The following is a 26998-nucleotide window of genomic DNA, read 5'->3' as shown; positions in this document are numbered from 1 at the left end:
TCGGGGTCAGCCGCGACGCCGCGCCCCGGCCGACGCCGCCAGTGTCCGCCGCAGCCATCGCGTCCGCGCAGCCCGCGCCGCACGCGAGATCGCCGCGTCGGGCACCAGGAACTCGAACCCGTGGCAGCCGCCGGGCCACACGTGCAGCTCGGCCTGGCTCCCCGCCGCCCACAACGCCCCGGCGAACGCGACGCACTCGTCCCGGAACGTCTCCGCCGACCCGACGTCGATGAACGTCGGCGGCAGGTCCGCCAGGTCGGTCGCCCGCGCGGGCGCGGCGTACGACGGGACGCCGGGCGTCCCGACCCGGTCGCCGAGGTACGCGCTCCACGCCGTCTGGTTCGCCTGCCGGTCCCACGCGCCCACGCCGGCCATCTGGACGGCCGAGGTCGTGTCGTTGCGGTCGTCGAGCATCGGGCAGACCAGCATCTGGCCGATCACCGCCGGCCCGCCCGACTCCCGGGACAGCAGCGTCGCCGCGGCCGCGAGCCCTCCTCCCGCCGACACGCCCCCGATCACGACGCGGTCGGCGTCCAGGCCGAGGTCGCCCGCCTCCTCGACCATCCACACCAACGCCCCGTACGCGTCCTCGAGCGCGGCGGGGTACGGGTGCTCGGGCGCAAGCCGGTAGTCCACCGACAGCACGGCGCACCCGAGGTCGGCCGCGAGCGACACGGCCGGCACGAGGTCGTCGTACATCGTCCCGGTCACCAGGCCGCCGCCGTGGAGGTGGAAGAGCACCGGCGTCCGCTCGTCGGGCGCCGTGCGCGGTCGGACCAGCACGGCCGGGACGTCGGGCGCCCCCGCGGCGCCGGGCACGACGAGCCGCGTCACGGCGAGCCGGCCGTTCTGGCTCAGCAGCGCGTCCGACGGGACGACGGACCGCTCCCGCAGCTCGGGAACCTCGTCCGATGCGAGCGCCGTCACGACCTCGGAGCGCTGCGACTCCAGCGCCGCCTGGATCTCCGGGTCGAAGGGCGGCCGCCGCCAGGCAACCTCGGTCACCCCTTCACCGAGCCCTGCAGCAGCGCGGTGACGAACTGCCGCTGGAACACGACGAACAGCACGAGCGTCGGCAGCAGGATCAGCAGGGAGCCCGCGCAGAGCAGCGGGATGTCGGTCCCCCACTGGCCCTGGAAGGCGCCGAGCGCGCCGGCCATCGTCCGCTTCGTGGGGTCGTCGACGAGCACCACGGCGAGCAGGAACTGGTTCCACGTCCACAGGAACATCAGGATCCCGAGCGACGACAGGGCCGGCATCGACAGCGGCAGGTGGATCCGCCAGAACAGCTGCCAGGTGGTCGCGCCGTCGATCCGCGCGGCCTCGGAGACGTCGTCGGGCATGTTGACGAAGTGCGCGCGCATCCAGAACACCGCGAACGGCATGTACAGCCCGATGAGCGGCAGGATGATCGCCCAGCGGGTGTTCAGCAGGCCCATGTCCCGGATCTGGTAGTAGAGCGGCACGATGACGCCCTCGAACGGGAGCGTCAGCCCGAGCAGGAACGCGAGGAAGATCCACCGGCCGCCCGGCGGCCGCAGGTGCCCGATCGCGAAACCGGCGAGAGTCCCGATCAGCAGCGCGACCGGCACGACGCCGAGCTCGATGAGCACGCTCGAGACGAGCAGCTTGCCCATCTGCGCCGACTGGAACGCGGTCGCGAAGTTCGACCAGTGCAGCACCTCCGGCCACGCGAGCCCCGGCGGGTACGTGCCCGACTCGTGCAGCGCCGTCACGAACAGGCTGACGAACGGCATCACCGTCACCAGCATCAGGACGACGAGCAGCACGCGGCCGAGCCACAGCTCTCGGCGGGAGGCGATCACGAGTCACCGGTCCGGTTCAGGCGCTGCAGCGGCAGCACGACGGCGAGGACGAGCAGCATGAGAGCGACGGCGAGCGCGGACGCGGTCCCGACCTGCCGCTGGAAGAAGGCCAGGTAGTAGATCTCGAGGCCCGGCACGAGGGTCGCGTTGCCCGGACCGCCCTGCGTCGAGATGTAGACGATGTCGAAGCTCGCGAGCGCCGCGATGACCGTCACGGTCAGGCAGACGCCGACCTCCTGGCGCAGGCTCGGCAGCGTGATCGAGAAGAACTCGCGCCACGCGCCGGCGCCGTCGATGCGCGCCGCCTCGTAGAGCGAGGGGTCGATCTTCGTCATGCCCGCGAGCAGCAGCAGCATGCACAGGCCGAACAGCACCCACGCGCCGATGACGCCCACCGCGGGCAGCGCGGTGTGGAAGTCGCCGAGCCACGCCCTGGTGATCGACCCGAGGCCGACGGCCCGCAGCACCTGGTTCACCAGACCGTCGGTGGAGAGCAGCCAGGTCCACATGATGCCCGCGGCGACGAGCGGGATGATCTGCGGCAGGAAGAGGACGGTCCGCGACACCACGGAGATCCGGCTGGTCGCGAACTTCCGGATGATCGCCGCCGTCGCCAGCCCGAGGGCCACGGGGATGAAGCTGAAGTAGAGGATCAGCTCGAAGGCGTGGACGATCGACCCGCCGAGCTCGGGGTCCTGCAGGAGCTTGGCGTAGTTCCCGAGCCCGACCCACGACGCCGCCGTGACGCCGTCCCAGTCGTAGAACGAGTACTGCACCGTCAGGACGATGGGCTTGAGGACGAAGACCACGTAGAACGCGGCCGCGGGAACCACGAGCGCCCACGCGACCCAGCCTCGGCGCAGGCGCCGCGCTCTGAGGGCGCGGCGCCTGCGTTCGAAGGCTTCAGCGTCGGGCGCTGTGACCTCGCGGCTGTCGGCGTCGGTCCGGTCCAGCCGCTGCTGGCTCATGTCAGCCGCCGATCTCGCTCTCGTAGTCCTTCTGGACCGCCGTGAGAAGACCCTGCGGCGTCTGCTGACCCGCGACCATCTTCTGCAGGTTCGGCGTCCAGCTCTTCGCGTAGATGGCTCCGGTCGCGTTCGCGATGAAGTCCATCGCCCCGTTGTCCTTGCCGATCTTGGCGCCGGCGTCGAGCGTCTGCGCGGTGACGGTGTTCGCCTCGACCGGCGGCATGAACGCGTCCGCCGGGCCCATGGGGTGCGAACCGCCGACCTGGACGGCGATCGTCCGGGCCTTGTCGTTCGTCGCCACCCAGTTGAGGAAGAACGCGGCGCAGTCGGGGTTCGCGGCCTTCGCCGAGATGCCGTACGTGAGCGGCGCCGACATCGCGGCCTGCTTACCGCCCGCCTGGGCCGGCGGCATGATGAAGAACCCGGCGTTCCCCGCCATCTGCTTGTCCAGGTTCCCGGACTCCCAGTCGCCGTCGAAGATGAACAGGCTCTTGCCGCCGATGAAGCGGCTCATCATCGTCGCGTAGTCGAACGAGTTGATGTCCTTGGCGAAGTAGCCCGCCTTGATCCACTTGTCGAGGTGCTCGGCCGCCTGGAGGTTGGTCGGCGTGTCGATCGACGCACCCTTCTTCTGGAAGATCCAGTCGTTGATCGGCGCGGGGTCGCCGTACGCCGCCATGAGGTTCTGCAGCGGGAACGCGAGGCCGCCGGTGGCGCCTCCGTTGAACTGGGCGATGCCCACGATCCCCGCGTCCTTCGCCTTCTGCAGGTCCTGGTCGAGCTCGGCGAGGGTCGTCGGCGCCGCCGTCATGCCGATCTGCTGGGCGAGCTTCTTGTTGTAGAAGACGCCGGTCATGGAGAAGTTGAGGCCCATCGCGTACAGCGGCCCGTCGCCTCGGCTGCCGTCGGCGTTGACGCGCATCTGCTCGAGCTGCGACTGGGGCCACTTGTCCCACCCGAACGCGGTCGCGTAGGGGTCGAGGTTGAGCAGCAGGTTGTCCTTGGCGAGCTCGGACACCTGCGGCAGCCGCATGAGGTCCGGCGGGTCGTCGACCAGGACGCGCGGCGCGTTCTGCGTGATCACCGCGAACTGGTCCTCGCGGACGTCGAAGGTGACGTTCGGGTACTGCTTGGTGAACTCGTCCGAGAGGTCCTTCGGCAGCGGGAAGCCCGTCTCGATGTACATCTTCAGCTTGACCGGAGCGGTCCCGCAGGTCGGCTGCCCTCCTGCGGTCGACGTGCTCGTCGAACCCTGCGTGTTCGCTGCGTTGTTGTTGTCGCCCCCGGGGGCGCTGCATGCCGTCGCGGTCATGAGACCGCCGACGATCAAGGCCACGGTGGCGGCCTTGCGCCGAGTCCTTCCAGCCGGTCGAGACACCGATGTCTCCCTTCGTCACGGGTTCGATCGGGCCTCGTCGCCCGGTCGCCGTTCTCTGTGCTAAATCGGCTTAGCAGCGCTAGTGTTGCCACGCGATCGATCCGATGTCAACGCGTCCGGGGCGCGATTCGCGTTCGTTACGCGGCTGTGACCGTCCACTACGCTCGGCTCGACTTGGGGAGGCTCAGTGGCTCGCAAGAGAGTGACTCTCGCGGACGTCGCGGCCGCCGCAGGGGTCTCGCCGACCACGGCGTCGCTGGTCCTGACGGGGCGCGGACGCGAGCTGCGCATCTCCGACATCGTCCAGGAACGGGTCCACGCCGTCTCCGACGAGCTGGGCTACCGGCCGAACATCGTGTCCATCGGCCTGAGCAAGGGGACGACGAAGACCATCGGCTTCGTCTCCGACACGGTCGCGACCTCCCAGCTCGCCGGCGACATGATCCGAGGCGCCCTCGAGGCCGCCCAGGAGCACGGCTACATGCTGTTCATCGGCGAGACCGAGGGCGACGCGGCGAGCGAGCGCCAGCTGATCGACGCGATGCTCGACCGGCAGGTCGACGGGGTGATCCTGGCCTCGATGTTCACGCGGCTGCGTCCGCTGCCCTCGACGCTCGACGGCACGGCGGCCGTGATGCTGAACGCGCTGCCGGTGGGCGCGTCGGCCGTGCCGTCGGTGGTGCCGGACGAGTACGCCGCGGGGCGTTCTGCGGTCCGGCTGCTGCTCGAGGCGGGCCATCGCTCGGTGCACCTGATCGGCGCGGGGCCCGGCGAGCACGACGTGCCGCCGGCGACGGTCGCCGGGCGCGAGCGCCTCGCCGGCATCCGCGACGAGCTGGCTTCCGCGGGGCTCGCGCCGGCGTCCGGGTGGCTGTGCGACGCGTGGCTCCCGCCGAACGGCTTTGCGGCGGTGCACGACCTGCTCGCGCGGGACCCGACCCCGCGGGCCCTGATCTGCTTCAACGACCGGCTCGCGTTCGGTGCCTACCAGGCGCTGCAGGAGGCGGGGCTGCGGGTGCCGGAGGACGTGTCGGTGGTGTCGTTCGACAACGCGACACTGGCCGAGTGGCTGCGGCCTGGGCTGACGACGTTCGGGATCCCGCACGAGGAGCTCGGGCGGCGGGCGGTGGAGGTGCTGCTGGGGATGCGGGAGAAGGCTGAGCCGGCCGAGGCGTCCGGCTCCCCCGTCGTGCACCGGCTCGCGATGCCGCTGTTCGGACGAGGATCCGTCGCCGCGGTGGCGAGGTAGGCGGAGCCACCTTCGTGCGGTCAGGCGCGCTGCGGTCGGTAGCCCAGCAGCAGCCAGCCGTTCGACGACGTCACGGACTCGAGCAGCTCGAGCTCGAGCGGCAGCCCGTCGAGGAGCCGACGGCCGCCCTCGACGGTCCGCGGGGCGACGACGAGGCGCAGCTCGTCGACCTCGCCGGCGGCGAGCAGCGCCCGCGCCACGGAGATGCTCGCGTGCACGCCGACGTCACCGCCGAGCGCGTCGCGCAGGTGGCGGACGAACGCGACGAGGTCGCCCTCGATCACGGTGGCGCCCGCCCACTGGTGGGCGAGCGGCGTCGAGGTCGCCACGTGCTTCGGGACGGTGTTGATGAAGGTTGCGAACGGCTCGACGTCGCTGGTCGGCCAGAACCCGGACCACTCGTCGTAGCTGCGCCGGCCGAGCACGACGGCGTCCTGGCGTCCGATCACGGCAGCCAAGTTCGCGTCCAGCTCGGCGTCCCAGTCGCCCATGAACCGAGCGGGGTCCTCGGCGATCCCGTCGAGCGACAGCAGCTCGTACACCACGACTCGTCCCATGGCCCCACCTTGGTCAGCACCGACGACGACAACGAGCAGGATCCTCGTCCCGGGAGGCGTTCGCTGCGCGACCGGGTCTCACCGGCGCCCGGCGAGGAGCATCTCCTTCGAGCTGAGGACGGCCTGACGGACGAGCTCCACCCCGACCACCAGCCCCGCCATCGTGATGAGACCGCCGACGAATGACCACTGCGTCAGGTAGGCAACCGCAGCGAAGAACGAGGTGACCAGCCCGAGCGCGACCCAGAGTCGCCACGTCCGCAGCCGGCGGAAGTAGCGCAGCGCCGGCAGCCACCCGAACAGCATCAGCGCGGCCGCACCCGTGACGTCCCGGCCACCGTCCGACAGCACCACGATCGCGATCAGCAGCGTCCACCAGTAGACGAACGAGATCGGCCACCAGAGCAGAGCCCCGCGCCAGGTGCGCGGACCCCACCGCTTCTCCGTGGGCACGGCGCGGCGACCGGGCCGGGACGCCCCGGTCGGCGGTCGCCGCGACGTCGTGCGGGGCGAGAAGCCCGTCGGCGGGCGCCAGCCGGGCGGCGGGTACGGTCCGGACGGCTGCGGCGCCGGTCGCGGTCGCGGGTTGTTCCCCGCCCGTCCCGGCCGGAAGTACTCGCGGCTCCCCCACTCCGCCGCCGGCGGATCCGCGGCGACGTCAGGGTTGGCCGAGGTTGGCCTCGACGCGCGCACCCGTCCGTCGTACGCGGCCCTCGACGCCGCGTCGCGCACCTGGTCCCACGCCTGCGAGACGCGAACGAAGTCCTCGTGCGTCCCGCCGGCGTCCGGGTGGGTCCGGCGCGCGCGGGAGCGGTACGCCCTCCTGAGCTCGTCCTGCGTGGCGTCGGGCGACACCCCGAGGACGTCGTACGCCGTGCTCACCGTCCGATCCCCCGTCGCCACGCGCGGCCGAGGCGTCGCGTGGAGCGCCCGATCCCCGTGCGGCCGCCGCCGTCGTGCGCGAACGTCACCTGCGTCACGCGCCAGGGCGCGTGCGTCAGCGCGGACGCTCCGGCCGTCACCCGCAGGCCCCAGGACACGCGCCGCTCGAGGAGCGCGTAGGTGAGCGTGGAGTCGTCGATGCGCACCACGACGGCGTCCTGGCGCTGGGGGACGCCGCCGTACGTCCACTGCGCCATGCTCGACAGCCACGTGCGCGGGTCGGGGACGTCGCGCCGGAGCGTGGCGCGCAGTGCGGGCGGAAGGCGCGGCCACTGCTCTGCCGCGTGCCGGTGCTGCGGGTCGACGGGTTCGTCCTCGTCGTCGCTCTCCGGCGTGACGCCGATGCCGGGGTCGAGCTGCCCGGTGGTGCGACCGACGGTGCTGATGGCCGAGTAGACGACGACGTCGAGGTGGCGCCAGGGACCCGCGGGCGTCAAGGCCCCGGCCGGGGCGGGCCGCAGCGGGCGGACGGCATGGGCGACGACCACCTGCGACGGGTACACCCGGAAGCCCGTCTGCAGCTGGTGGGGCACCCCGTCGATCGTCTTCGCGTACGAGCGCGCGACCTGGACCACGTCCGCCAGCGGCGTGCCCCCGTTCCGGTCGGCGGCGCGTGCCTCGGGCGGCATCAGGTCGAACGTCAGGACCGGCTTCGTGAACCAGCGGGGGTCGATCGCCTCGGCGGACGGCGATGCGTGCCTCGACGCCAGTGCTGCGTCGATCCGGTGCCCGACGTCACGGCCCATGGGATGCGCCTCCCTCGACGGCACCACCGCCGCCGGTACCCAGCGTGCCCCGGCGAGGCGCGTCCTGCAGGCTCGAGCGCCGCCTCTCGAGGTGGGCGAGCTCGACCTCGCCCTGGCCGAGCACGTCACCTCGCTGCGTGGGCTCGTCGAGGCGCGTGGCCTGCCGGTGGCGGTGGATCTCAGCGAGGTGACGTTCTTCGGCGCGTGGGCCGCCGACGCCCTCGTCGCGCTGCGAGCAGCCGCTCCCGCTGAGTCGTTCACCGTCCGGGCGGCGAGCGAGCCGGTCCGCGTCACCCTCGACGCGTGCGGCCTGACCTTCGGCGCACCAGCGCACGCTCTGCAGATGTGATCCGGGCATGCGCGCCCCCTGGCGTGCGTCAGAGCCGATCGCCGCACAGGATGAACCCGTGCGCATCTCGCACCAGTCCCCCGGGAGCACGTTCGTGCGCTTCATCGCTGCCCTCTCGATGATCCCGCACGCCCGACACTGGGCAGGCGAGCAGGCTCGGGCGCACCGGGTCGGCCTGCGCACCGTGCGCACGATCGAGCTCCTCGCCACCGAGGCCGTCACCAACGCGGTCGTGCACGGCCCGCCGGCCGGCACCGTCGAGGTCACCGTCGACCAGCGCGGACCCCACCTGCGCGTCGGTGTGCGCGACGGCAGCGATGCCGTTCCCGTCTTGCGCGATCCCGCCCCGGGCGAGATCGGCGGGCGTGGGGTGCTGCTGATCGATCGACTGTCGCACGCGTGGGGAGTGGAGCGGCACCACGGCGGGGGGAAGACCGTCTGGTTCGACGTCCCGCGCGGCGACCGACCCGCTCCGGGCGCCCAGGACAACTAACCGGCGCCTGGCTCGAGTGCCAACGCCGGATGGCGGGGCGCGACGGACGGCACCGGCCGGGAACCGAAACTGTCCGAGCCAGGCAGCTCGGCCCGTCGCGAGCCGCTGAGCAGCGGTTCTGCCGGGCGATCCGACGGTCCGAGCGCCGTTTCGAGGCGATCCGTTGACGTGCTGAACGCCGCCGGGGTCCTCGGCACTCGGCCCCTGACACCCCACGGCGGTGTGCGCGCTACGGTGCAGACCATGGCCACCTGCATGGTGCTGCGCTGTGACAACGAGTCCGCCGCCACGCGGGTCGTTCACGGCGGCGACCCGGATCGCCTGCCGATCGAGTTCCGCGTGTGCCGCGAACACGACGCGCTCATCGCCGCCGGCTTGCCATTCAGGTACAACGACGAGGACCACGCCGTCTACGTGGGCAAAGACATCGACGCGGCTGGACTGCGCATGCTGGTGGACTACCTGGGCTGGCAGGACGACGCCGGCATGCCGAGCGACATGCACCGGCACGTCTTTCGCGACGACGCCGGCGACGAGTTCAGCTTCATCCTTCCCGACTGGCTCGCGGGAACGCTGCGCCGCAGGTGGGCCGAGCAGGGCATTGGCGACGACGACGTCCAGGGGGCGTAGAGCGGCGCTCGCAGACCGGGACTCCTCCCCGAGCCTGGTGATCGACAACCTCGTCGCGGGTGTCAGCTACGGCCGGTGGCAGCACGGGCTCAGGCGGCGGACGTCGGTCGCGGGCCGTCGGGCGTGATCCCGGCGACGATGCGACGGAACAGGCGTTCGTAGTCGTCGACCATGCGGTCGGCCGAGAAGCGGGCGAGCGCGTCGAGGCGGCACGCCGCGCGGTCGAGATCGCCGGCAGCAGCGACGGCGGCGATCGCTTGTGCGACGTCGTCGACGAGGAAGCCCGAGATGCCGGGCCGGACGAGCTCCGGCATCGAGCCGCGAGGGAAGGCGATGACGGGGGTGCCGGTGATCATCGCCTCGACCACGGACAGGCCGAACGGCTCGTCGAAGTCGATGAGGTGCAGCAGCGCCCGCGCGCCGCCGAGCAGCTGGTTGCGTTCCGCGGGCCCGACCGGTCCCCGGTAGGTCACGTTCGTGCCGCCGAGGTGCGGCTCGACCTCGCGGCGGTGGTAGTCGGCGTCCTGGATCACACCGGCGATGACGAGCGGCAGGCCCACGCGGCGGGCCACCTCGATCGCCGCTGCGGTGCCCTTGTCCGGGTGGATGCGCCCGAGGAACAGCAGGTACCCGCCCTCACCCGCGCCGGCGGTGAAGTCTCGTGCCTCGATGCCGTGATGGATCGTCGCCGCGTAGGTCAGGTCGGCTCGACGGTCGGCGTGACTGATGGCGACGTAGTGGCCGACGTCGTCGTAGGCGCGGTAGACGGGCACGATGCGTTCCGAGGAGAAGCCGTGGATCGTCGTGACCACGGGCGTCGACGTCATGCGGGTGAAGACGAGCGGCAGGAAGTCGAACTGGTTGCTGATGACGTCGAACTGGTCGGCGCGCTCGAACACGGCGGCGATGTGGAGGGCCTCGAAGACCTTGGCGTCGACCGAGGCGTCTTCCTCATAGCCGGCGGGCGCCTCGGCGTGCAGCCGAGCCGAGGTCAGCGAGTCGGCGGTCGCGAACAGCGTCACGTCGTGCCCACGAGCGACGAGCCCCTCGGTGATCGTCGCCGCGACCTGTTCCCACGGCCCGTAGTCGCGCGGCGGCACGCGGTGCGCGATCGAGGCGAGCACGGCGACTCTGACGGTGGCCTCCCCCGGTTCGGCTCGAGCGTACGCCGGGGCCGCGGGCGATCCGGGGTACTGTGACGGAGCAGCATCGCACTGGGCCGGACGTCATTCCCGGCCTCGGCTCCGCCTCTCCGTGGAGCAACCCAGGGACGCGGCCTTCCCCTCCTCCGTGCACGGCAGCACTCTCGCTGCGGCAACGCACCACGGAAGAGGCCCCACATGGGCGTTCGAATCGGCATGCTGTCCACCTATCCGCCCACGCAGTGCGGCATCGCGACGTTCAGCGAGGCACTGGTCACGCACCTGGTGGCGGCCGGGGCGGACGTCGGCCTGGTCCGGCTCGTGGACGCGCCCGCGCCGCCCGTGCCGCTTGTCGTCGACCAATGGGTCACGGCCGAGCCCGCGGGTGCGGCTGCGGCCGCGGCGACGCTCGACGACTACGACGTCGCCGTGGTGCAGCACGAGTACGGCATCTACGGCGGCCCCGACGGGCAGGACCTGCTCGACCTCGTCGCGCGGCTGAACGTCCCGGTCGTCGCGGTGCTGCACACGGTCCTGACCCGCCCGTCGATGAACCAGCACCGTGTCATGGCCGAGCTCGTCGACCACGCGGCGGCGCTGGTCACGATGACGACGACCGCTCGCGACAGGCTGATCGCCGGCTGGGGCGTCGACCCGGACCGCGTGACGGTCATCCCGCACGGCGCCGAGGACAACCGGTCCACCATCGTGCCGTTCCCCAACGGACACACCCGCCGACGCCGCGTGCTGACGTGGGGACTGTTGTCCGAGGGCAAGGGGATCGAGTGGGCCCTGCTCGGTCTCGCGGAGCTCCGACGCAGGATGCCGCTGCCGGACTACGAGGTCGTCGGCCAGACCCACCCGCGCGTCCTGGAGCGCGAGGGCGAGGCGTACCGGGACCGGCTCGTGGAGATGACCGCGAGCCTGCACCTGGCCGAACGGGTCCGGTTCGACCGCAGGTACCTGTCGAGCCCGGACCTGCGTGAGGTGGTGCGGCAAGCAGACGTGATCCTGCTCCCGTACGACTCGCCCGACCAGGTGACGTCCGGAGTGCTGACGGAGGCGGTCGCGGCCAGCAAGCCGGTGATCTCGACGAGCTTCCCGCACGCGGTCGAGCTGCTCTCGAGCGGCGCCGGCCTCCTGGTGCCGCCGCGCGACCCGTCCGCGATCGCCGTCGCCCTCGAGCGCGTGCTCACGATCCATGGGCTGGCCGACCAGATGGCCGCGACGTCCCGGAACCTCGCCGCGTCCTTGCTGTGGCCCACCGTCGCCGCGCGCTACCTCGAGCTTGCCTCGTCGATGCGAGCACTGACCGTTCGCGCCGTCTGATGGACGGCACGACGGCCCGCGACCGTCCGCTCCCGCTCCAGCACCTGCTGCGCCTGACGACGCCGGACGGGCTCTACGAGCACGCGCTGGGCACGGCGCCGCGCGTCGCGAACGGCATGTGCGTCGACGACGTGGCCCGCGGGCTCGTCGTCATGGCACGGGTGGCGGAACCCACGCCGACGACGCGAGCGCTGACGACGACCTACCTGCGCTTCCTGCGCGACGGCCAGCGCGCCGACGGCCGCACGCACAACCGGCGGACCGCAGACGGCGCCTGGGTCGACGCGCCGTCGACGGGAGATCACTGGGGCCGCGCGATCTGGGCGCTCGGCACGGCCGCCGCGCACGTGGACGACGAGGCTCTCGCCGCGGACGCCCGCCGAGGCGCCACCGTGGCGATGGGCGCACGATCTGCCTACCCCCGCGCGATGGCATACGCCGCACTCGGCGCCGCCGCGATCCTCCGCTGCTCGCCTGACGACGCGATGGCGTCCCGCATGCTTCGCGACGCCCGAGGGGTGCTGCCCCGTCTCGCTGGCGACGCCCCCTGGCCGTGGCCCGAGACCCGGCTGAGCTATGCCAACGCGGTGCTTCCGCAGGCGTTGATCACCATCGGGGTCGAGCTGGACGACGACGACCTGCTGCAGGACGGCCTGGGCCTGCTGCGCTGGCTCGTCGAGGAACAGACCCGCGCCGGTCACCTGTCCCTCGTCCCTGCGGGTGGGCGGGGCCCGGGCGACATGAGCCCGGGCTTCGACCAGCAGCCGATCGAGGCCGCCGTGCTGGCCGAGGCCGCATCGGCCGCGTACCTGGCGACGGGCGACGAGGGCTGGCGCGTGGTCCTCGACCGGTGCGTCACCTGGTTCGAGGGCGACAACGACAGCCATCTCCCGATGCGGGACCGCCACACCGGCGGCTGCTATGACGGCCTGGAGCCGACGGGCGTGAACCGGAACCAGGGCGCCGAGTCGACGCTCGCGTGGCTGGCCTGCCTGCAGCTGGTGCAGGCGCAGCCCGTCGCAGCGCGATGACCTCTTCCGCGACCGACGACCCGAGCTGGGTCCGACGCACCGACCTCAGGCTCGGCCCCGACCCGACCCGCGTGGTCAGCACGCTCTTCCTGCCGGGCCAGGAGCTGCTCGCGTCCGGCGAGTCGCGTTCGGCGGCCGTGCTCGCCCGCGTGCTGGGCCTGACCGACGGCGAGGTCGACGCGGAGCTGGACGGCCTGACTCGTGCGTTCGCTCCTCGTCACCGGGACCTCGACGCCACCTGGGACGCCCACTTCGCCCTGATGCGCCACCGGGTCGCCGACGCGGTGGACCTGGCACAGCACCGCCGGCGACTCATCGGCGCGTACTTCACCCAGGAGTTCGCGGTCGAGGGCGCGGCACTGTTCAACCCGTCCCTGGTCCCGCACCCCGACCAGACGGGAGTCGCGGCGGGCTCCACCCGGTTCGTCATGGCCGTGCGCGCCGTCGGCGAAGGCCACGTCTCCAGCATGGGTCTGCGCACGGGCGTCATCGACGCCCACGACGACCTCACGCTGGACCCCGCCCCGTCGGTCGGCGTGCTCCCGGCCACCCGGCCCGCCCCCTACTCGCGCGAGGCGTTCCGACACCGGCTCGACGACCTGGGCGGCCACCTGACCAACGCCGACTTCGTCCTGGACGCCCTGCCGCCGACGTTCGACCGGCACGACCTCGATCGCGCCCTGGACGTGCTGCGCGCTCAGCGCCTGACACGCGGCGCGGCGGAACGCACCATCGCCCGCCTCGAGTGGATCGCCGACTGCACCTACCAGGTCGAGTACCCGTCCGACTCGGCCATCGGCGAGAGAGTGCTGCTGCCGCACGGCGCCTCGGAGAGCCACGGAGTGGAAGACGTCCGGATGGTGCGCTTCATCGCTCCCGACGGCGCGCAGGAGTACCTGGCCTCCTACACGGCCTTCGACGGGCGGGAGGTGTCGATGCAGCTGCTGCGCACCAGCGACTTCACCCGGTTCACGGCGACCCCCTTGTCGGGTCCGGGTGCACGGAACAAGGGCCTCGCGCTGTTCCCCCGGCAGGTCGGCGGCCGCTATCTGGCGCTGTCGCGGGCCGACCGGGAAACCAACTCGGTCACCACGTCGAGCGACCTGCTGCACTGGGCAGAGTCCGTCGTCGTCCAGCGTCCCGCACACCCCTGGGAGCTGGTCCAGATCGGCAACTGCGGATCGCCGATCGAGACCGAGAGCGGCTGGGTCGTCCTGACGCACGGCGTCGGACCGATGCGCACCTATCGCATCGGCGCGCTGCTGCTCGACCTGGACGACCCGACCCGGGTTCGTGGCCGCCTCGCGCGCCCGCTGCTCACCCCTGCGGCCGACGAGCGCTCCGGCTACGTCCCCAACGTCGTCTACTCCTGCGGAGCCATGCTCCACGGCCGGACGCTCGTCCTGCCCTACGGCTGCAGCGACTCCACCATCCGCATCGCACTGGTCGACCTGGACGCCCTGCTCGAGGAGCTGCACACATGACCGACACACTCAACGCGGGCACGCCGACCGACGGCAGCAGGGGCGACCGCTCCCCCGCGGTGGCTGCCCGCGCCAGCTTCGGGCGCACCGTCGGCGTGGCCAAACCCTGGGGGCACGAGGCCCTGTTCGCCGACGGCACGCACGGCTACGTGGGCAAGCTCATCTTCGTGCGAGCCGGCGAGTCCCTCAGCCTCCAGCTGCATGCCCAGAAGGACGAGACCCTCACCGTCGTCTTCGGGCAGGCTCGCCTCGAGCACGGCGAGGACCCGGCCCGGCTCGTCTCCCGCACGCTGCGACCCGGCGACGTGGTCCACCTTCCGGCCACGGTCCTCCACCGCGTCACCGCCGTGGGTGATCTCCTCTTCGCCGAGGCGTCGACGGCGGCACCCGGCTGGCGCGAGGACGTCGTCAGGTTCGCCGACCGATACGGCCGCGAAGGGACGACGAAGCCCTGACCCCCCACCGCGTGGGCTCACGTCCGGTCCGCCGACGTCCCGCTTGGCTGTCCGACCGTTGACGGCGCGACGCGCGGTCTGCGGCCGTGGCAGTGGTGGGTGCGGGTGCGGCCACGATGGCGGGGAAGGGCTGCACGTCCTCGTCCCCGATGGCGGGTGCGCCGGGGGGGCGTAACATGGAACACAGTTCCGGGACGAAAGGGCGGCCAGCTTGGCCGCCCGCTACCCGGCACTGCGGAAGAGGGCGTCATGCCCGTCCAGCGCAACAACATCAACTCCCCTCCCTCTCCTCCGTCGCTCGACGGCGTGCCGCAGCAGCAGAGCGGCTCCAAACCCACCGAGCCCCTGAACCGGACCCCCGGCTCGCGGTCGCGCCTGGGCGGCGCCTGGGTCGCCATCTGCATCGGCGGCGCCGTCCTGCTCCTCTTGATCGTGTTCATGCTCCAGAACACCGCACCGGTCTCCGTGTCGTTCCTCGGATGGTCGGGGACCGCACCGCTCGCCCTGACGCTGCTCATCGCCGGTGTCGGAGTCGGGATCGTGGCGCTCGTCGTCGGGAGCGTGCGCATCGGCCAGCTCCGCCACCGGCTCGGGCGCGCAAGGAGGGCTGCTGGCGGCGCCACTCCGGAGCCCGTCCTGTGAACGGCATCCGGGGCGCCGCGGCGCCCAGCAGCTCCGGCGCGCGGATCGATCCGCTGCGGCTCACGTCGGTGCTCGTCTCGGGCCTGCCGCCCGAGCTGGGCACGAGCCACGCGCCCGCGCGCTACACGGTGCCGGCGGTCTTCTCCCGGCAGGTGGGAGGCACGGAACGCATCCGCATCGAGAGCCCGGAGACGGCTCGCCGCCTGAGCGACCACGCGGGGGCCCCGATCGAGCTCGTCGTGTCGGACCGTCGGTTGCTGATCAAGCACACGACCCTTGACGAGCTTCGCGACGGGCTGGCCGCACAGATCGCCGCGGTGCTGCGGGACATCGCCGACGACCTCGAGCACGACCGTGACACGGCATCCGCAGCGAGCGAGGTGCTGGCGCACGAGGAACGTGACCGTACAGATCGCATCACCCGGCAGGCTTCGGATGTCGTCTTCGAGTAGGAGTTCCGTCGCGGCTGGACCGCGCGCCACGACGGCCGCGCCGGGGTCGCGCGGAGCCGGGAACGCGTCGCCCCGTGCGCGCGCCGTGAGCGCCTTCACCGACCTCAGCCGCGAGGTCCAGGCCGCGGGGCTGATGCGCCGGCGCTACGGCCGGTACTGGACGAGGTTCGGGGTGCTCGTCGTGCTGCTCGCGGCGACCGGCGTCGCGCTGGTGGTGATCGGCCGATCCTGGTGGCAGCTGCTGGTCGCCGCCGCCCTCGCGGTGGTCCTCGGCCAGGTCATGTTCCTCGGGCACGACGCCGCGCACCGGCAGATCTTCCGCTCCGGCCGGTGGAACGACTGGGCGAGCCTCGTGATCGGCGACCTCGTCGCCGGGGTCAGCTACGGCTGGTGGCAGCACAAGCACAGCCGCCACCACGCGAAGCCGAACCAGGTCGGCGCCGACCCCGACATCGTGAACGGGCGAGCGATCCTCTTCCACACGCAGGACGTGCCCGTCGCGCGCAGCCCCCTCCGCCGCTGGTTCAGGGCGCACCAGGGCTGGCTCTTCTTCCCGATGCTGCTGCTCGAGGGCCTCAACCTGCACATCTCGGGGGTCAAGACGATCTTCGGCCGCGGGGCCGTCAAGCGGCGGCCCGTCGAGATCGCGTTCATCACGCTGCGGCTCGGCGGCTATCTCGCCGTCGTGTTCTGGTTCCTGCCGCCACTCATGGCCGTCGCGTTCCTGGCCGTGCAGCTCGGGGTGTTCGGCGTCTACATGGGCGCGGTGTTCGCGCCCAACCACAAGGGCATGCCGATCATCCCGCGCGACGCCCGGACGGACTTCCTGGAACGCCAGGTCCGCACGAGCCGCAACGTCCGCGGCGGGCGGTTCATGGCCGTGTTCATGGGGGGCCTGAACTACCAGGTCGAGCATCACCTCTTCCCCAGCATGCCGTCGGCCAACCTCCGCGCGGCCCGGCTCGTCGTCCGCCGGTTCTGCGCCGAGCACGACGTGCCGTACACCGAGACGAGCCTGCTGCGGTCGTACGGGATCGTCGTGCGGTACCTCAACCGCGTCGGGCTTGCCGCTCGTGACCCGTTCGAGTGCCCGATCGTCGAACAGCTCCGCGGCGCCCGCTGACGAGGTCGAGCGCCCCGCGCGAACGCAGCGCCTGGTCGCCGCGCCAGAGCCGGACTGGCTACCCGGTGCATCGGCCGCTCCCGCGGGACGGCTCGCCGACGCGCGGCGTCGAGACGCGTCTGTGGATGGCGTCCGCGAGGAGCGCCTCTCCCCAACGCGAATGTGCAGGTCAGAGACGTGAAGCCGGTCGGTGGAGGAGGCGGGAATCGAACCAACCACGGCGGGCCGACTCGGGTTGCCGCGAAGCGCTGACGTGCCCCTTTGCTGACGGTGTCGCGTCCAGTTCGCGCCCGCGAGAATTCTAGCGTTGACGCCGTCAACGGCGGGAACGCGGAAGGAGGGTCGGGTCTCCCCTCCTGTCAGCGCGGCCGTGCGGACGATTAAGCCGCGCCGACGCTAGCCGGCCCGGACGTCAGTCACCCGCAGGTGTCGCAGATTCCGGTCGCGGGGAGTTGGACGCTGCAGGTGGGGCACACGCTGGCCGCCCTCTGGTCGGCGCTTCGAGTCGTGGACGACCGCGAGCTGGTGTGGTTCGGGAGGAGCTCACGACCGTTGTCCCACGTCCAGATCCATGACTTACCGAGCTGGGCAAGCATCCCCCCGTCCCCGAGCGCAAGAGCTATGTAGGTCCGTGCACCGTTCGTCCAGATCTTGTCGTGACGGTGCGCCGCTGCGACCTCACGTGCCCGGCGCCGGTTCTCCAACGGCATGTGGAACGCTTCCAGTGCGTCCTCCAGATTCGTGAAGTACTTCCGTCCGACTCCGGCGGCTTCGTCAGCGCACCACTGGCACACCTCGTACCGGTCGAGCTCGGCAGCCGACACGACGACGAAGGTCGTGGTGTCAGACAGGTGGGGGCACCGAGCCAGATGACGCAGCGTCCGGCTCGCCGCACGCAACCACTGGTTCGGGTCGTCAACAGGGACCGGCGCGTCTTGGAACGCAAGTGGGCCGATCGTCGGCTGCACGGGGTCCTTCATGTTGGGCAGCGTACGAGAGCCCAGCCCGTCGTCGGGCGCGCGACGCGAACCCGAGGGTTCGAGCATCCGCGCGGCCCGCACCAGCCTCCCGCCGCTACAGCGCTGCGGCGTAGACAACGGTTCCGCCCCGACTCGGTTGGTCAGGTGTCACCCGCTCGTGCCCCAGACTCCAATTTCCTCGTCGACCGCGCGAGCCATGGGCGAGCGGGGACCCGCCTTCCTCGTGCTGACGCGGCGCCAGGGCCGGCCGGCCACCGTGCGGCTTTCACGGAACAGCGAGGATGCAGGCTGAGATGCGTCGGTCAAGGGTGGGAATCACGCTTAGGCCGGACAGTCCCGATTCAACGTCGGTCAGATCCAGCGGTCGGACCGCCAAGTCCTGGTCGAGGTCGGACAGGGTCAGGTAGCGGCGACGCCGGTGTGCGGCTCGGTACTCGTCACGTCGGGTGCGGGTCAGTTGACGCCAGATTGCCGCCGTTTCGTGCAGGTCGACCGCCCCCTCATCGGTCTCGCCGCGCGCGATGCGGCCGATCACGTCCCACCGCGCAGCGGCCTCCTCCCTGTCGCCCGCGAACCTCGCCGCAGACGCCCACGTTCGCGCGCATGTGGCCATCTGCGCGAGAGCCCTCTGATCCCGCCGCGGGAGCAGCGCGATCTCGGCGCGTGCCGCAGCGTCGAGGAACCGCTCGAGCCAGTATTCGCAGGCCCCGTCGAAGTCGCGTTGCGGCGGATCCTCCGCGAGCAGCGCACGCAGCCGGGCTGTCACCTCGGGAAGCCCTGTCGTTGGCGCGGAGTCACTCCCTTCCAACACGAGCCAGCGAGGAGCGCCGTGTGCCGTGCCCGCAATAGCGAAGAACGCCCAAGGCACGCTGGAGCGCACCGGGCTCACGCGTGACATCACGCGTTCCCGGGCGTGCTGCTGGTCCTCGTACACGTCGGGCGGCACTAGAGCGTCCTCCCCGCTAACCAGCCGGCGCACGGGCTCCAGCGCGTCGTACAGGCCGTCCCAGTCTTCGTCCCGGGTCTGGCTGAACAGGGAGTGGTCGATGATCGTGTTCCCGTCCGACGGGATCGGGAGGTTAGAGCCGAGCAGCTGCGAGCTCTCGATGTTCCGGGTGGCCAACAGCTCGTCGGCTCGAGTCGCGAATTCCGCTCCGTCGTTCGGCCACCAGACCTCCACGGCGGCGTGCGGGGAGTTCATCCGATCTACGCGACCGACGCGCTGCTCCGCGACCCGCAGCGTCGTTGGCATGTCCAGGTGCACGATGCAGGAGGCGCCCTGCAGGTTGATGCCCTCGTTCATCGCGTCCGAGCAGAGCGCAACTCCGCGGTGGGTCGATCCGAGGGCGAACTGCCGTGTCACGCGCTTCTGGCTGGCCTTGTCCGCGCCGGTCGCGATCTCGACATCGACTCCGGCGGCGGCCAGGCGCGCGCCGAGCACGGCCAACGTGATGGGGTGCCGGTCGAAGGCGAGGACGAGGCTGTGCCGGCGTGACAGCGCGAGCAGATGCTCCGCCTTGGCCTGCTCGCGGCTGGCGTCCAGTTCCCGAGCGCATCGTTCGATCGCCAGGTAGTGCTCGAGGTCCTCCTCGCACCGTGCGAGCCACGCGTCGTCATCGGTCAGCCACACAGGCAGCTTGCACCGCAGGTCGACTGTCGGACGTCCGCGCTCCCTGACCGCACCAACGGCGCCGATCTGGTTGCCCGTAGGTTGGGCCTTGACCAGGTTCGTCACCTCGAGGCTGACCACCGCAACGGCCGTGCCGCGCAAGTGCTCGATCAGCGCGGCCTTCGAGGAACGGAGCGCGGACAGTACGTGGTGGGCCGCCAAGCCGCGGGCCGATCCGAGCCGGAGCTCGAGCCAATGCTCATCGGTCATCTCCCGGCGCAGTCCGGGTGGCATCAGAAGTTGGTTTCCGAGCAGCCCAACTCCAGTGAGCGCATGCGCGTGCTCTCGGATCTCGGCAGCCAGAGCCACGTCTTGGGTTGACTCCCCCGTGCGATAGCTCGAGCTGCGGTGCTCCGGGTAGCGACAGATCCGGCCGGTCGATGGGTCGCGGTACGCCTCGGGGTTGTCTGCGACGAGTCCGTTGAGACGGTTCTTGGTGCGTCGGACCGTGAACCGTTGGATCTCGGCTCGCAGCAGAGCCTTCTCCTGATCCGCGAGGATGCCGTCGCGCCCGCGTCGGCCGAGATTGTCCAGGACCTTCAGTGTGGCGTCGTCGAAGTTGTCTGCGCCGAGCAGGTCGACCAGGGACAGCAGGTCGGACGCACCCCGGTTGATCGGGGTCGCGGTGAACATCAGCACATGGTCTGCCGATGACTCTCGGACGAATCTGGTGCGCCGCGAGGCCGTGAGGAAGTTGTGCGCCTCGTCCACTGCGAGGATCTGGGCTTCGGCGACCTCTCGTTCCTGGAGGCGGGGGCCGTCTGGCGATGCCTGCGACAGCAGGCTCTGGGCCACGGTGCGGGCGGTCAGGCCGCAGGAGACGGCCTCCCGCAACCAGTCCGCCTCGACCGCCTTGGGGCATACGACCACGGTGAGGTCGCGCCGGACGCGTCCCGTGCTCCAAAGCCGGTTGCGGACCGCCGCTGTCAGGTGGGCACCCATGCGGGTCTTGCCCGACCCGGTGGCGTCGGCGACGAGCACCGATCCGACGTTCTCAACGACCCAAAGTGCTTCGGCGATCCCAAACCGCTGAGAAGGCCACAGCGGCTCACCGCCGGGTTGCGCCGACAGGAAACGGTCGGCCCAGTGACCTTCCAGCAGGTCGGCGCATGCGCGGGCGAGCGCCTCCGGCCACGAGACGAACTTGAGCAGGTCACGCAGCAGTGCGGCGAACGGCTCGTCCCACGCCTGGCCGATCTGCCAGAAGTTCTCGCCAATCGTGCGCAGCTCCTCGTAGCGCCCGTCGGAGTCGAGCCGGTCGAACCGTGCGTTGGCTTCCAGCTGGGTTCGCAGTCCGTTGCGCGTGAAGTTACTCGAGCCGAGCGTCGCCGCCCGATCGGCGAGGTACACCTTCGCGTGAAGGCGATCGTGGCCCGGGACGAACCGCACCTGTAGGTGGCCGGCCTCAAGGGCGTTCAAGGTCTGCACGATCTTGGCGGAGCTGCGTAGTGAGACGCCCTCCTGCTCGATCCAGTAGCGGCGAACCTCGTCATCGAACGATGCTGTGGCTGACCCGAACGACACCCGTTGGCTGATGAACGGCTCCCACCCAAGCAGCACCCGCACACCGTCGCGGGGATCGGCCGATCGCGCAGCGACGAGCTCAACCAGTTGCTCAATGGAAGCGAAGCCGACGACCGCCAGCACCGCCGAGCTGGCCATCAAGTCGGGTCGCAGGATCGAATCGACGTGTGAGGACGCGTGGTTGGCCGGGAAGCGCGACGGTGCAGGCCATGACATCCGGCTGAGCGTCAGCCGCGACTGTTGAGTGCCGACCGCCGTCCACAAGTCCGGCACCGTGTTGTCGACCCACCCGCGCCGACGTCTGCCATTGCCGTGCGCCACAGCTCCTCCAACGCCCTCGACGAGACAACGCTGAGATCATTGCCCCAAGCACTGACATCACAGCGGTGGCACGGCGAATGGCGCCGCCAACTGGAACTCTTGGACGGATCATCGCCGCGATGATCTCGACCCCAACCTCCGTGCCCGCGCCGTAAGGCAAAGACCGCCACCGTGCTTACACCCCGCTGCACCGAGCGGTCGGCCTGGCTCTTGGTGGTCGTTCTCTGGGGCTCACGGATGGGACATTCCGAGGGCTGAACCGATAGCGGAGCACAAGAGGCCGGCGGAGCTCCGGGTCAGGGGTGGCCAAGGGCCATCGCGCAGCGGCGCAGACGGCGCCCTTGACACGGTGTGGAGCCGGCCGGATGCTCGGCAGTCGGTGCGGGCCGGCTGGGCGAGCGGGTCCAGTGGCGCTGGATAGCAGTGGAGGGTGAGGTAGTTCCGGGGGCTTGCGGCTCGCGTTCGTGGTGTCGCGGGAGGCTGGACGGGTGGGGTGCGCGCAGGCGCGAAGCGCCGGAGCGCGGGGCCCCGCCCGGGAGGCCGACTGCGCGCGCCGGAGGCGCGCGCCTTGAGTCAGTAAGGAAAGTTCTCACGGCGAGCCGTAACGGAGGGGTCCTGCCGGTCTGAGTCCCCTTGCCGCCGGGCCGACGCCGTGAAGGCCGAGGCGCCGCTGCTTGTCGATCAGCCCGCCACCGACGGTCCGCAACCGTGCCTTACCCGTGGCGTCGAGCTCCCATGCCTTCTTCTCCTTGGCGGTGACTGCGTCGTACGGTGGAAGCGCGTGAGGCCCGCCCCGGTGCATCGGGACGGGCCCCTGGGTGTCAACAGCCACCCATGAAGCGCAGCAGCAGCAGGATGGTCTGGGCTGCCTGAAGAAGCGTTCTGACTACGTCCAGGCGCCCAGGCCACCTGTTGTCTGGTGGCGCAGGGGCTCGTGTCTTGTGCATGTGCACCTCCTCTCGAGTCGAACGCAAGTCGAAGGTAGGGGCGACACTGGGCCAAATCGAGTAGCATGGTTCCGCAGGTAAACCAGCCAGTCCTATTGCTAGAGCATCGACCAGTAACGTCGAGTACTGGCCGGTTTAGGCGCTCAGACTTATCTGACGAAAGAGGGCAGCAGCGCGCCCATGCTTGGTATCGACTTCAGCCGCCCGTTGCGAGCGAAGGAACGCTCTGCGTTCGAGTACCGACGGGACCGGTTAGCGGGCGCGTTCGGACGGTCGGTGGTCTCCGCGGCCGAGGCGCTTGACCGCTTCGGATCACTCCGACGGGGCCTGACACTGCGGAACGAGTTCGTGTGCCTCGACGCACCGATCGACGAGAACGCGGCCTCAGACCGCCGAGCTCCGCGGCGGGAGTTGCGACCGTCCGCCACACGTGTCTCGACGAGCCAGGGAGTGGCATTGCGCCTCTATCTCGCGGGCCTCGCGATCGCGCAGATGACTACCCCGCCGGGACATCGCGCTCGCCTCCCGCAGCTCGAGATCGCCTCTTTCGAGTCGGAACGAGGGTGGACCGACGTCATCGCGTCCGGCGCCATCAGTTCCGGAAGGGGAGCAACTCACTCCTCGGCACGAGACAAGAAAGCTCGCTCCGTCCGCGCTGCGCTCGACACCCTCAGTGAAGCCGGTCTCGTCGAACTCCCGGGCGATCCCGGACGGCGCGGCCGGCACGAGGGCTTCACGCTCCTGCACGAGGCGGGACGGCAACTCTCCGGTGACCGGCGACCGTACGTCGTTCCTCGTCTGCGCGAGTCCAGCACCTTTGCTGTACCAGCAGGCTTCATCACGAACGGCTGGATCCACGTCCTGGAAGATTCGGAGATCACGTTGCTCTTGATGGTCGCGTGCGGGCTACACGCCTTAAGACCGGACCCGGACAGTGACGTCAGGGAGGGTGAGGTTGCGATCCCAGCTTGGGCGCGACTCCGGCACTACGGCATCCACCGCGACCCTTTTTCGGCTGCGCGGAAGACTCTCGACTGGTACGGACTCTTGCATGTACGAGAAATCGACCGCCATGACGACGGTCGCGCCGAAAACGAAGACGCTCGGCTTCATCGCCTGGCGTTGAAGCCAGATGGCTTTGACGCCGACGCTCTCACGAGCGTTCGTGCAGCGATCGATGCACAACTTGCAAGGTAGTCACGGTTCGGAAAATCGCCATGGGCCGACGCACGAGCGGGCGACACGCTAGAAACTGGGCGCAACGATAGCCTTCATGCGGCTCTGAAGATCGATCGAGATTCGATGTGTCGGTCGGTCGACAGAGCGAAGCGGCCTAGATGCCGCCACGAAGAAGTGCGTGGGGCCAGTAGCCCTCGAGGTCATCGAGGGTAACGATTCTTCGCCGGACACCCTTTCCAATGCTTGGCCCGGCGGCAAGGAGAGCCTTGGCACCCTCGTAGCCGGGTTCACCGGGCATGAGCGTTCTGTACCGGTAGGTCAGGTAGCTCGCTTCCACGACAACAACAATCGGTCGATTCGGAGCCGGAGGATACTCCGCCGCGCGCCCAAACGAAAACTCAATCCTTGAGTTTCTGTTCGATTCGGGGATGACCAACTGCCGGCTAGCACGCTCGACGACGTACCCGGTTGGGCCGATACGCTCGAGAGTAATTGAGCGATTCGAACCGGGTTCGAGATTAAAAAACCGCCGCGCGATGTCGAGGTTGAAATGCACCTGCTTCCATCGATCACCCGCACCCGGGACCTCTGCCACGAGGCAAAGTTCTGTCCCAGTCAGAAGGTCTGGCAGCTGTGTCATCCCGCTCCCCGCTCACCGTTCTGGCGATCGCATAATCTCATCGTAGGGCACCACGGTCTTGCCAGAGGACTTCTTCGAAGGCGGCTTTGCCACGATGATGATGTACTCGTGCACGTTCTTAAATAGGAAGTTCGGTGGATACGGATAGCTGCCAAAGATGGGGCGCTGACCATTCGCCGAGCCCCACTTGCCTCCGGTGCCATCCTTGTTCCAAATGATCTCATTGACAAGCACGAATCCAAGTTGGCGGAGGAGGATTACGAGGTCCGTCGCCAAAGGGAAGGTAAGCAAGCCGTGCTCGGTGTGCTGGTTGACATTGGCAGTGTTAACGCAAAACTTCCGTCCAGGTGCCAGAACTCTAAACACTTCCGAAAACGCTGGCCGTAGGGACTCGATGAACTCGAGGTAACCCTCGACGTTGCCCAAATTGTTCAGGCCCTGGCCATAGTCGGCTTTGTTCCAGTAGGGCGGACTCGTGACAGCCAAGCCGACCGACTCGTCTTCGAGATCGAGCGCCCGGGCGTCGCCGAGGCGTGGTTCGAACAACTCGCCTGACCCGTTCAGCATCGCCTTCTCTCGACGCATGCGCTGGACGTAAGCGTCGCTTTGATCGACACAAACCCCCCGGCGGCCGAGCTCGGCTGCGACGCGACCCGTTGTTCCCGTGCCGCCAAACGGGTCCAAGACCGTCTCTCCCACGAAGCTGAACATCTTGATGAGCCGCGCGGGGATTTCCCGGGGGAAAACGGCGGGGTGTTCGGGATCGGAGACGTTGGCGATGCTCCACACGGTCTTGGTGTACTCGCGCCACTCTTCCTTGGTGATCGCGCTGGCGTCGCGCTGCTCTCGGGTCACAACGAGACTCACTGCTTCGTCCTCCGGATCAAGTTGCGTCTCTCGGAGTCGGAGTCGACAACGATGAGTTGCTCGTGCCACGCGGCCAGCTGAGCGCCATAGGGTACGCCGACGACCTCCTCCATCACCGCATCGATCTCGTCGACGAGTTGCGTGTCGCGCTCCGGAGGGTACGCAACGGTGGTGCGTCCGCGGTTCTTGCTGATCAGGGGCCTCTGAAGCGCGTCCTTCCACAGTTGCTCTCCGAGGTCCGCCAGCCGCTCGACGCGCTCCTGCTCGCGCCACGGGACCGGCAGGCGGCGGGCGAGCGCGCCGGTGACGTGAAAGCCGTCGCCCGTTACGTGCCACAGCCAGAAGGCCAGGCGACTGCTGAGCAGGGCGTAGGCGGCCGAGGCTTCCCGTTCCGATGCGTATCGCAGGATCGAGAACTTGTTCTGTGAGTCGTGCCCGTCGATGACCGCGCGAAAGGGATCGCGGACAACCCCGAGGAAGTTGTACGCCGTCGGCGCCAACGCCAGCAGGTCTAGCTGGTCACCGCCGGTCAGGGCCCCGCCCGTGTTGTCGAGCGGTGACAGCCGCTGGCTCAAGGTCAGGTGTGCCAGGTAGCGCCCGTGGCCTTGGCAGGCGAGGAGGAGTTCACGCTCCCAAGACGAGCCGATCTTCGGAATGACTTCTGGCACTTCCGCGATACCAGCGATGGAGACGATGGGAGCTTCGCCCAATGCCGAAGAACGCCGTCGGCTGGTCCAGCGGTAGAGCGGGCTCACAGTAATGTCGCTTGGAGCGCTCCTGTCCAGGTGCACAATTGAGTTGCGCGTCTTGATGTCATCGCCAAAGAGGGCATCTGGAACCCGGTCGAATGAGAGCAACTCGAGCCGGCCCGGTTGACCGGCCAAGTATTCGCGAAGTTGTGGGAAGGGCGACCGCGTGGATGAGACCGCGGAAAGTGGGAGTACAATCGCCAGAGCGCCTTCGCGAGGCAATAGGTTGGTGCACAGCTCCACAAATACCGGCGATATGTCTGCACTAACTGTCGGGCCCGCAACGGGGTGCAAGTCAGAAATGTGGTGTGTCGCCGCGTTGCGCTGAAGCGGGGCGTACGGCGGGTTCGCTACGATGCACGCAAAACCGCTGGCGTTCGTTTCAGGAAAGACTGAGTCTAGCCGCCAGGGCCGAACACTTCCGAGCGGGTTCCCGTCCAACGATCGCGCCATTTCGTCAATGAGCGAAGTCGGCGCGTCGGTCAGCGGCGCAGGGTCAATTAGAAGAGCGTCTCCCGTGGCCAGGTTTCGGCGGACGCGGTGCCAGACCTCCCAAGGACGATCTCCGTCGGGATCGTTGGCGATGCTCTCCGCGGTGAGCACAAAGGATGCAGTCTCCGCCGCGATCGGATCCACGTCGACGCCGTAAATGCGATCGAGAGCATCCGGGCGCCCCCCAAGCGCACAGAAGACCGCGCGCAGGAAGACGCCGCTCCCATGAGCGGGATCGAGCCAGAGGTCGGTAGCGAGACTTGTGCGGCGTGACGCGACCCGTTCGACCATCAAGTGGGCAACGTCGCCCGGCGTGTAGTAGACGCCGGTTGCCTTGCGGACTCTCCGCTCGTGAGGGGTGCTGTTTGCGTTGAGAACGTCGCGTCGCGTCGCCGCCGCCATCGGGTCGAGTAGGTACGGAAGCAGGGCTCGAAGCTCGAGGGCTTCAACGTCGATCGACATGCGGACTTCAGGCACAGCACCGAGCGCGCGGTCACTTCCCCGCCAGAACCACTCATGAGCGGCGCTCAGGCCATCGCTCGCGCAGGGCGCTTGCACTGAAGCAGCGACGAGCCATTCGCCGACGAGCGCCCAAGCGGAGCGCCGGGCGACGTCACGATCAACGAGCGTGAAACCCAGTCCGGCCCTCGTCGGCTTGTAGAGCTCCTCGAACGGCAGACCGACATCGGACTCCACCTTGGCGGCGACGGCCCGAACGTGCCGCGCCCGTCGTTCCACCCGGGGAACGAGTGGACGGTTGTGCCCTGGTGACGACAGAGCAAGCCAGTCGGGTGAAGGTCGTCGGTTGGACACGTCGTCACCATAGGGTGTCCT

25 protein-coding genes are annotated in these 26998 nt (G+C 69.7%); 12 read left to right on the top strand and 13 right to left on the bottom strand.

The features are described 5' to 3' along the window. Positions 1-6: 6 nt before the first annotated feature. From QRT04_RS12895 to QRT04_RS12880, 4 genes are read right to left on the bottom strand one after another with little or no spacing between them, the layout of a single operon-like run. On the bottom strand, positions 7-1005 hold the full coding sequence (locus QRT04_RS12895) for an alpha/beta hydrolase (protein WP_289455848.1): 999 nt from the start codon (positions 1003-1005) through the stop codon (positions 7-9). Then, positions 1002-1826 carry a carbohydrate ABC transporter permease gene (locus QRT04_RS12890; RefSeq protein ID WP_289455846.1) on the bottom strand — a complete coding sequence of 275 codons (825 nt, stop codon included), beginning with the start codon at positions 1824-1826 and terminating at the stop codon, positions 1002-1004. Before QRT04_RS12890 ends, QRT04_RS12895 begins: the two co-directional genes overlap by 4 nt. Next, positions 1823-2794 carry a carbohydrate ABC transporter permease gene (locus QRT04_RS12885; RefSeq protein ID WP_289455845.1) on the bottom strand — a complete coding sequence of 324 codons (972 nt, stop codon included), beginning with the start codon at positions 2792-2794 and terminating at the stop codon, positions 1823-1825. Before QRT04_RS12885 ends, QRT04_RS12890 begins: the two co-directional genes overlap by 4 nt. A 1-nt stretch (position 2795) precedes the next feature. After that, entirely contained in the window at positions 2796-4130 is a 1335-nt protein-coding gene (locus QRT04_RS12880) for an ABC transporter substrate-binding protein (RefSeq protein ID WP_289455844.1), read from the bottom strand. A gap of 229 nt (positions 4131-4359) precedes the next feature. Between QRT04_RS12880 and QRT04_RS12875 the strand changes: the two genes are divergently transcribed. Continuing rightward, positions 4360-5421 (top strand): LacI family DNA-binding transcriptional regulator, encoded by a 1062-nt coding sequence (locus tag QRT04_RS12875; RefSeq protein ID WP_289455842.1) that lies wholly within the window; start codon positions 4360-4362, stop codon positions 5419-5421. 20 nt (positions 5422-5441) lie between these two features. Here the strand turns inward: QRT04_RS12875 and QRT04_RS12870 are convergent, their stop codons facing one another. From QRT04_RS12870 to QRT04_RS12860, 3 genes are all read right to left on the bottom strand, one after another. After that, entirely contained in the window at positions 5442-5978 is a 537-nt protein-coding gene (locus QRT04_RS12870; protein ID WP_289455840.1) for a dihydrofolate reductase family protein, read from the bottom strand. A 78-nt stretch (positions 5979-6056) separates the two neighbouring features. Beyond that, positions 6057-6860, bottom strand: a complete 804-nt coding sequence (locus QRT04_RS12865; protein ID WP_289455837.1) for a J domain-containing protein — start codon at positions 6858-6860, stop codon at positions 6057-6059. Beyond that, positions 6857-7666: a hypothetical protein gene (locus tag QRT04_RS12860; RefSeq protein WP_289455835.1), complete on the bottom strand. Its 810-nt coding sequence runs from the start codon at positions 7664-7666 to the stop codon at positions 6857-6859. The genes QRT04_RS12865 and QRT04_RS12860 overlap by 4 nt, the downstream gene beginning before the upstream one ends. A gap of 91 nt (positions 7667-7757) precedes the next feature. On the opposite strand from QRT04_RS12860, the gene QRT04_RS12855 reads away from it, so the two are divergent. From QRT04_RS12855 to QRT04_RS12845, 3 genes are all read left to right on the top strand, one after another. Beyond that, entirely contained in the window at positions 7758-8015 is a 258-nt protein-coding gene (locus QRT04_RS12855) for an STAS domain-containing protein (protein ID WP_289455834.1), read from the top strand. Between the two features lie 58 nt (positions 8016-8073). Beyond that, the gene (locus QRT04_RS12850) at positions 8074-8508 is read left to right on the top strand and encodes an ATP-binding protein (protein WP_289455833.1); all 435 of its coding nucleotides are present in this window, start codon (positions 8074-8076) and stop codon (positions 8506-8508) included. 243 nt (positions 8509-8751) lie between these two features. Beyond that, the gene (locus tag QRT04_RS12845) at positions 8752-9138 is read left to right on the top strand and encodes a hypothetical protein (protein WP_289455831.1); all 387 of its coding nucleotides are present in this window, start codon (positions 8752-8754) and stop codon (positions 9136-9138) included. A gap of 89 nt (positions 9139-9227) precedes the next feature. Here QRT04_RS12845 and QRT04_RS12840 read toward each other — a convergent pair whose 3' ends face one another. Further along, positions 9228-10262: a glycosyltransferase family 4 protein gene (locus tag QRT04_RS12840; RefSeq protein ID WP_289455830.1), complete on the bottom strand. Its 1035-nt coding sequence runs from the start codon at positions 10260-10262 to the stop codon at positions 9228-9230. A gap of 216 nt (positions 10263-10478) precedes the next feature. Between QRT04_RS12840 and QRT04_RS12835 the strand changes: the two genes are divergently transcribed. The 7 genes from QRT04_RS12835 to QRT04_RS12805 all read left to right on the top strand — a co-directional run bounded on the left by QRT04_RS12835 (position 10479) and on the right by QRT04_RS12805 (position 16796). After that, positions 10479-11609: a glycosyltransferase gene (locus QRT04_RS12835; RefSeq protein WP_289455829.1), complete on the top strand. Its 1131-nt coding sequence runs from the start codon at positions 10479-10481 to the stop codon at positions 11607-11609. Further along, positions 11609-12640, top strand: a complete 1032-nt coding sequence (locus QRT04_RS12830) for a glycosyltransferase (RefSeq protein ID WP_289455828.1) — start codon at positions 11609-11611, stop codon at positions 12638-12640. The genes QRT04_RS12835 and QRT04_RS12830 overlap by 1 nt, the downstream gene beginning before the upstream one ends. Next, positions 12637-14124 (top strand): glycoside hydrolase family 130 protein, encoded by a 1488-nt coding sequence (locus tag QRT04_RS12825; protein WP_289455827.1) that lies wholly within the window; start codon positions 12637-12639, stop codon positions 14122-14124. The genes QRT04_RS12830 and QRT04_RS12825 overlap by 4 nt, the downstream gene beginning before the upstream one ends. Next, positions 14121-14579, top strand: a complete 459-nt coding sequence (locus QRT04_RS12820) for a cupin domain-containing protein (RefSeq protein WP_289455826.1) — start codon at positions 14121-14123, stop codon at positions 14577-14579. The genes QRT04_RS12825 and QRT04_RS12820 overlap by 4 nt, the downstream gene beginning before the upstream one ends. 249 nt (positions 14580-14828) lie before the next feature. Next, complete coding sequence (locus QRT04_RS12815; RefSeq protein ID WP_289455825.1) at positions 14829-15221, top strand: LapA family protein; 393 nt, start codon at positions 14829-14831, stop codon at positions 15219-15221. Continuing rightward, complete coding sequence (locus QRT04_RS12810) at positions 15218-15673, top strand: hypothetical protein (RefSeq protein WP_289455823.1); 456 nt, start codon at positions 15218-15220, stop codon at positions 15671-15673. The genes QRT04_RS12815 and QRT04_RS12810 overlap by 4 nt, the downstream gene beginning before the upstream one ends. Further along, the gene (locus tag QRT04_RS12805) at positions 15657-16796 is read left to right on the top strand and encodes a fatty acid desaturase family protein (RefSeq protein ID WP_407653620.1); all 1140 of its coding nucleotides are present in this window, start codon (positions 15657-15659) and stop codon (positions 16794-16796) included. Before QRT04_RS12810 ends, QRT04_RS12805 begins: the two co-directional genes overlap by 17 nt. Before the next feature lie 416 nt (positions 16797-17212). Here QRT04_RS12805 and QRT04_RS12800 read toward each other — a convergent pair whose 3' ends face one another. Continuing rightward, positions 17213-17776 carry a hypothetical protein gene (locus QRT04_RS12800; protein WP_289455821.1) on the bottom strand — a complete coding sequence of 188 codons (564 nt, stop codon included), beginning with the start codon at positions 17774-17776 and terminating at the stop codon, positions 17213-17215. Between the two features lie 265 nt (positions 17777-18041). Beyond that, positions 18042-21290 carry an SNF2-related protein gene (locus tag QRT04_RS12795; RefSeq protein ID WP_289455819.1) on the bottom strand — a complete coding sequence of 1083 codons (3249 nt, stop codon included), beginning with the start codon at positions 21288-21290 and terminating at the stop codon, positions 18042-18044. Positions 21291-22417: 1127 nt separating this feature from the next. On the opposite strand from QRT04_RS12795, the gene QRT04_RS12790 reads away from it, so the two are divergent. Then, positions 22418-23434 (top strand): hypothetical protein, encoded by a 1017-nt coding sequence (locus QRT04_RS12790; RefSeq protein WP_289455817.1) that lies wholly within the window; start codon positions 22418-22420, stop codon positions 23432-23434. A 136-nt stretch (positions 23435-23570) separates the two neighbouring features. Here the strand turns inward: QRT04_RS12790 and QRT04_RS12785 are convergent, their stop codons facing one another. The 3 genes from QRT04_RS12785 to QRT04_RS12775 are packed head-to-tail and all read right to left on the bottom strand — an operon-like array spanning position 23571 to position 26977. Continuing rightward, complete coding sequence (locus QRT04_RS12785; protein WP_289455816.1) at positions 23571-24011, bottom strand: hypothetical protein; 441 nt, start codon at positions 24009-24011, stop codon at positions 23571-23573. Between the two features lie 57 nt (positions 24012-24068). Next, positions 24069-24923, bottom strand: coding sequence for a site-specific DNA-methyltransferase (locus QRT04_RS12780; protein ID WP_289455815.1), 855 nt, complete (start codon positions 24921-24923; stop codon positions 24069-24071). Further along, positions 24920-26977: an Eco57I restriction-modification methylase domain-containing protein gene (locus tag QRT04_RS12775; protein WP_289455814.1), complete on the bottom strand. Its 2058-nt coding sequence runs from the start codon at positions 26975-26977 to the stop codon at positions 24920-24922. Before QRT04_RS12775 ends, QRT04_RS12780 begins: the two co-directional genes overlap by 4 nt. Positions 26978-26998 lie beyond the last annotated feature (21 nt).

Source organism: Cellulomonas alba, from assembly GCF_030362835.1.
GTDB lineage: Bacteria > Actinomycetota > Actinomycetes > Actinomycetales > Cellulomonadaceae > Cellulomonas > Cellulomonas alba.
Note: the sequence above shows the minus strand (reverse complement) of the source record. Positions and strands in the feature narration are given on the sequence as shown.

Bases quoted from the DNA above. Each gene is read 5' to 3' on its own strand.
- QRT04_RS12885 (WP_289455845.1), bottom strand. From the start codon at position 2,794: ATGAGCCAGCAGCGGCTGGACCGGACCGACGCCGACAGCCGCGAGGTC.
- QRT04_RS12870 (WP_289455840.1), bottom strand. From the start codon at position 5,978: ATGGGACGAGTCGTGGTGTACGAGCTGCTGTCGCTCGACGGGATCGCC.
- QRT04_RS12860 (WP_289455835.1), bottom strand. From the start codon at position 7,666: ATGGGCCGTGACGTCGGGCACCGGATCGACGCAGCACTGGCGTCGAGG.
- QRT04_RS12845 (WP_289455831.1), top strand. From the start codon at position 8,752: ATGGCCACCTGCATGGTGCTGCGCTGTGACAACGAGTCCGCCGCCACG.
- QRT04_RS12835 (WP_289455829.1), top strand. From the start codon at position 10,479: ATGGGCGTTCGAATCGGCATGCTGTCCACCTATCCGCCCACGCAGTGC.
- QRT04_RS12830 (WP_289455828.1), top strand. From the start codon at position 11,609: ATGGACGGCACGACGGCCCGCGACCGTCCGCTCCCGCTCCAGCACCTG.
- QRT04_RS12825 (WP_289455827.1), top strand. From the start codon at position 12,637: ATGACCTCTTCCGCGACCGACGACCCGAGCTGGGTCCGACGCACCGAC.
- QRT04_RS12820 (WP_289455826.1), top strand. From the start codon at position 14,121: ATGACCGACACACTCAACGCGGGCACGCCGACCGACGGCAGCAGGGGC.
- QRT04_RS12815 (WP_289455825.1), top strand. From the start codon at position 14,829: ATGCCCGTCCAGCGCAACAACATCAACTCCCCTCCCTCTCCTCCGTCG.
- QRT04_RS12805 (WP_407653620.1), top strand. From the start codon at position 15,657: ATGTCGTCTTCGAGTAGGAGTTCCGTCGCGGCTGGACCGCGCGCCACG.
- QRT04_RS12800 (WP_289455821.1), bottom strand. From the start codon at position 17,776: ATGAAGGACCCCGTGCAGCCGACGATCGGCCCACTTGCGTTCCAAGAC.
- QRT04_RS12790 (WP_289455817.1), top strand. From the start codon at position 22,418: ATGCTTGGTATCGACTTCAGCCGCCCGTTGCGAGCGAAGGAACGCTCT.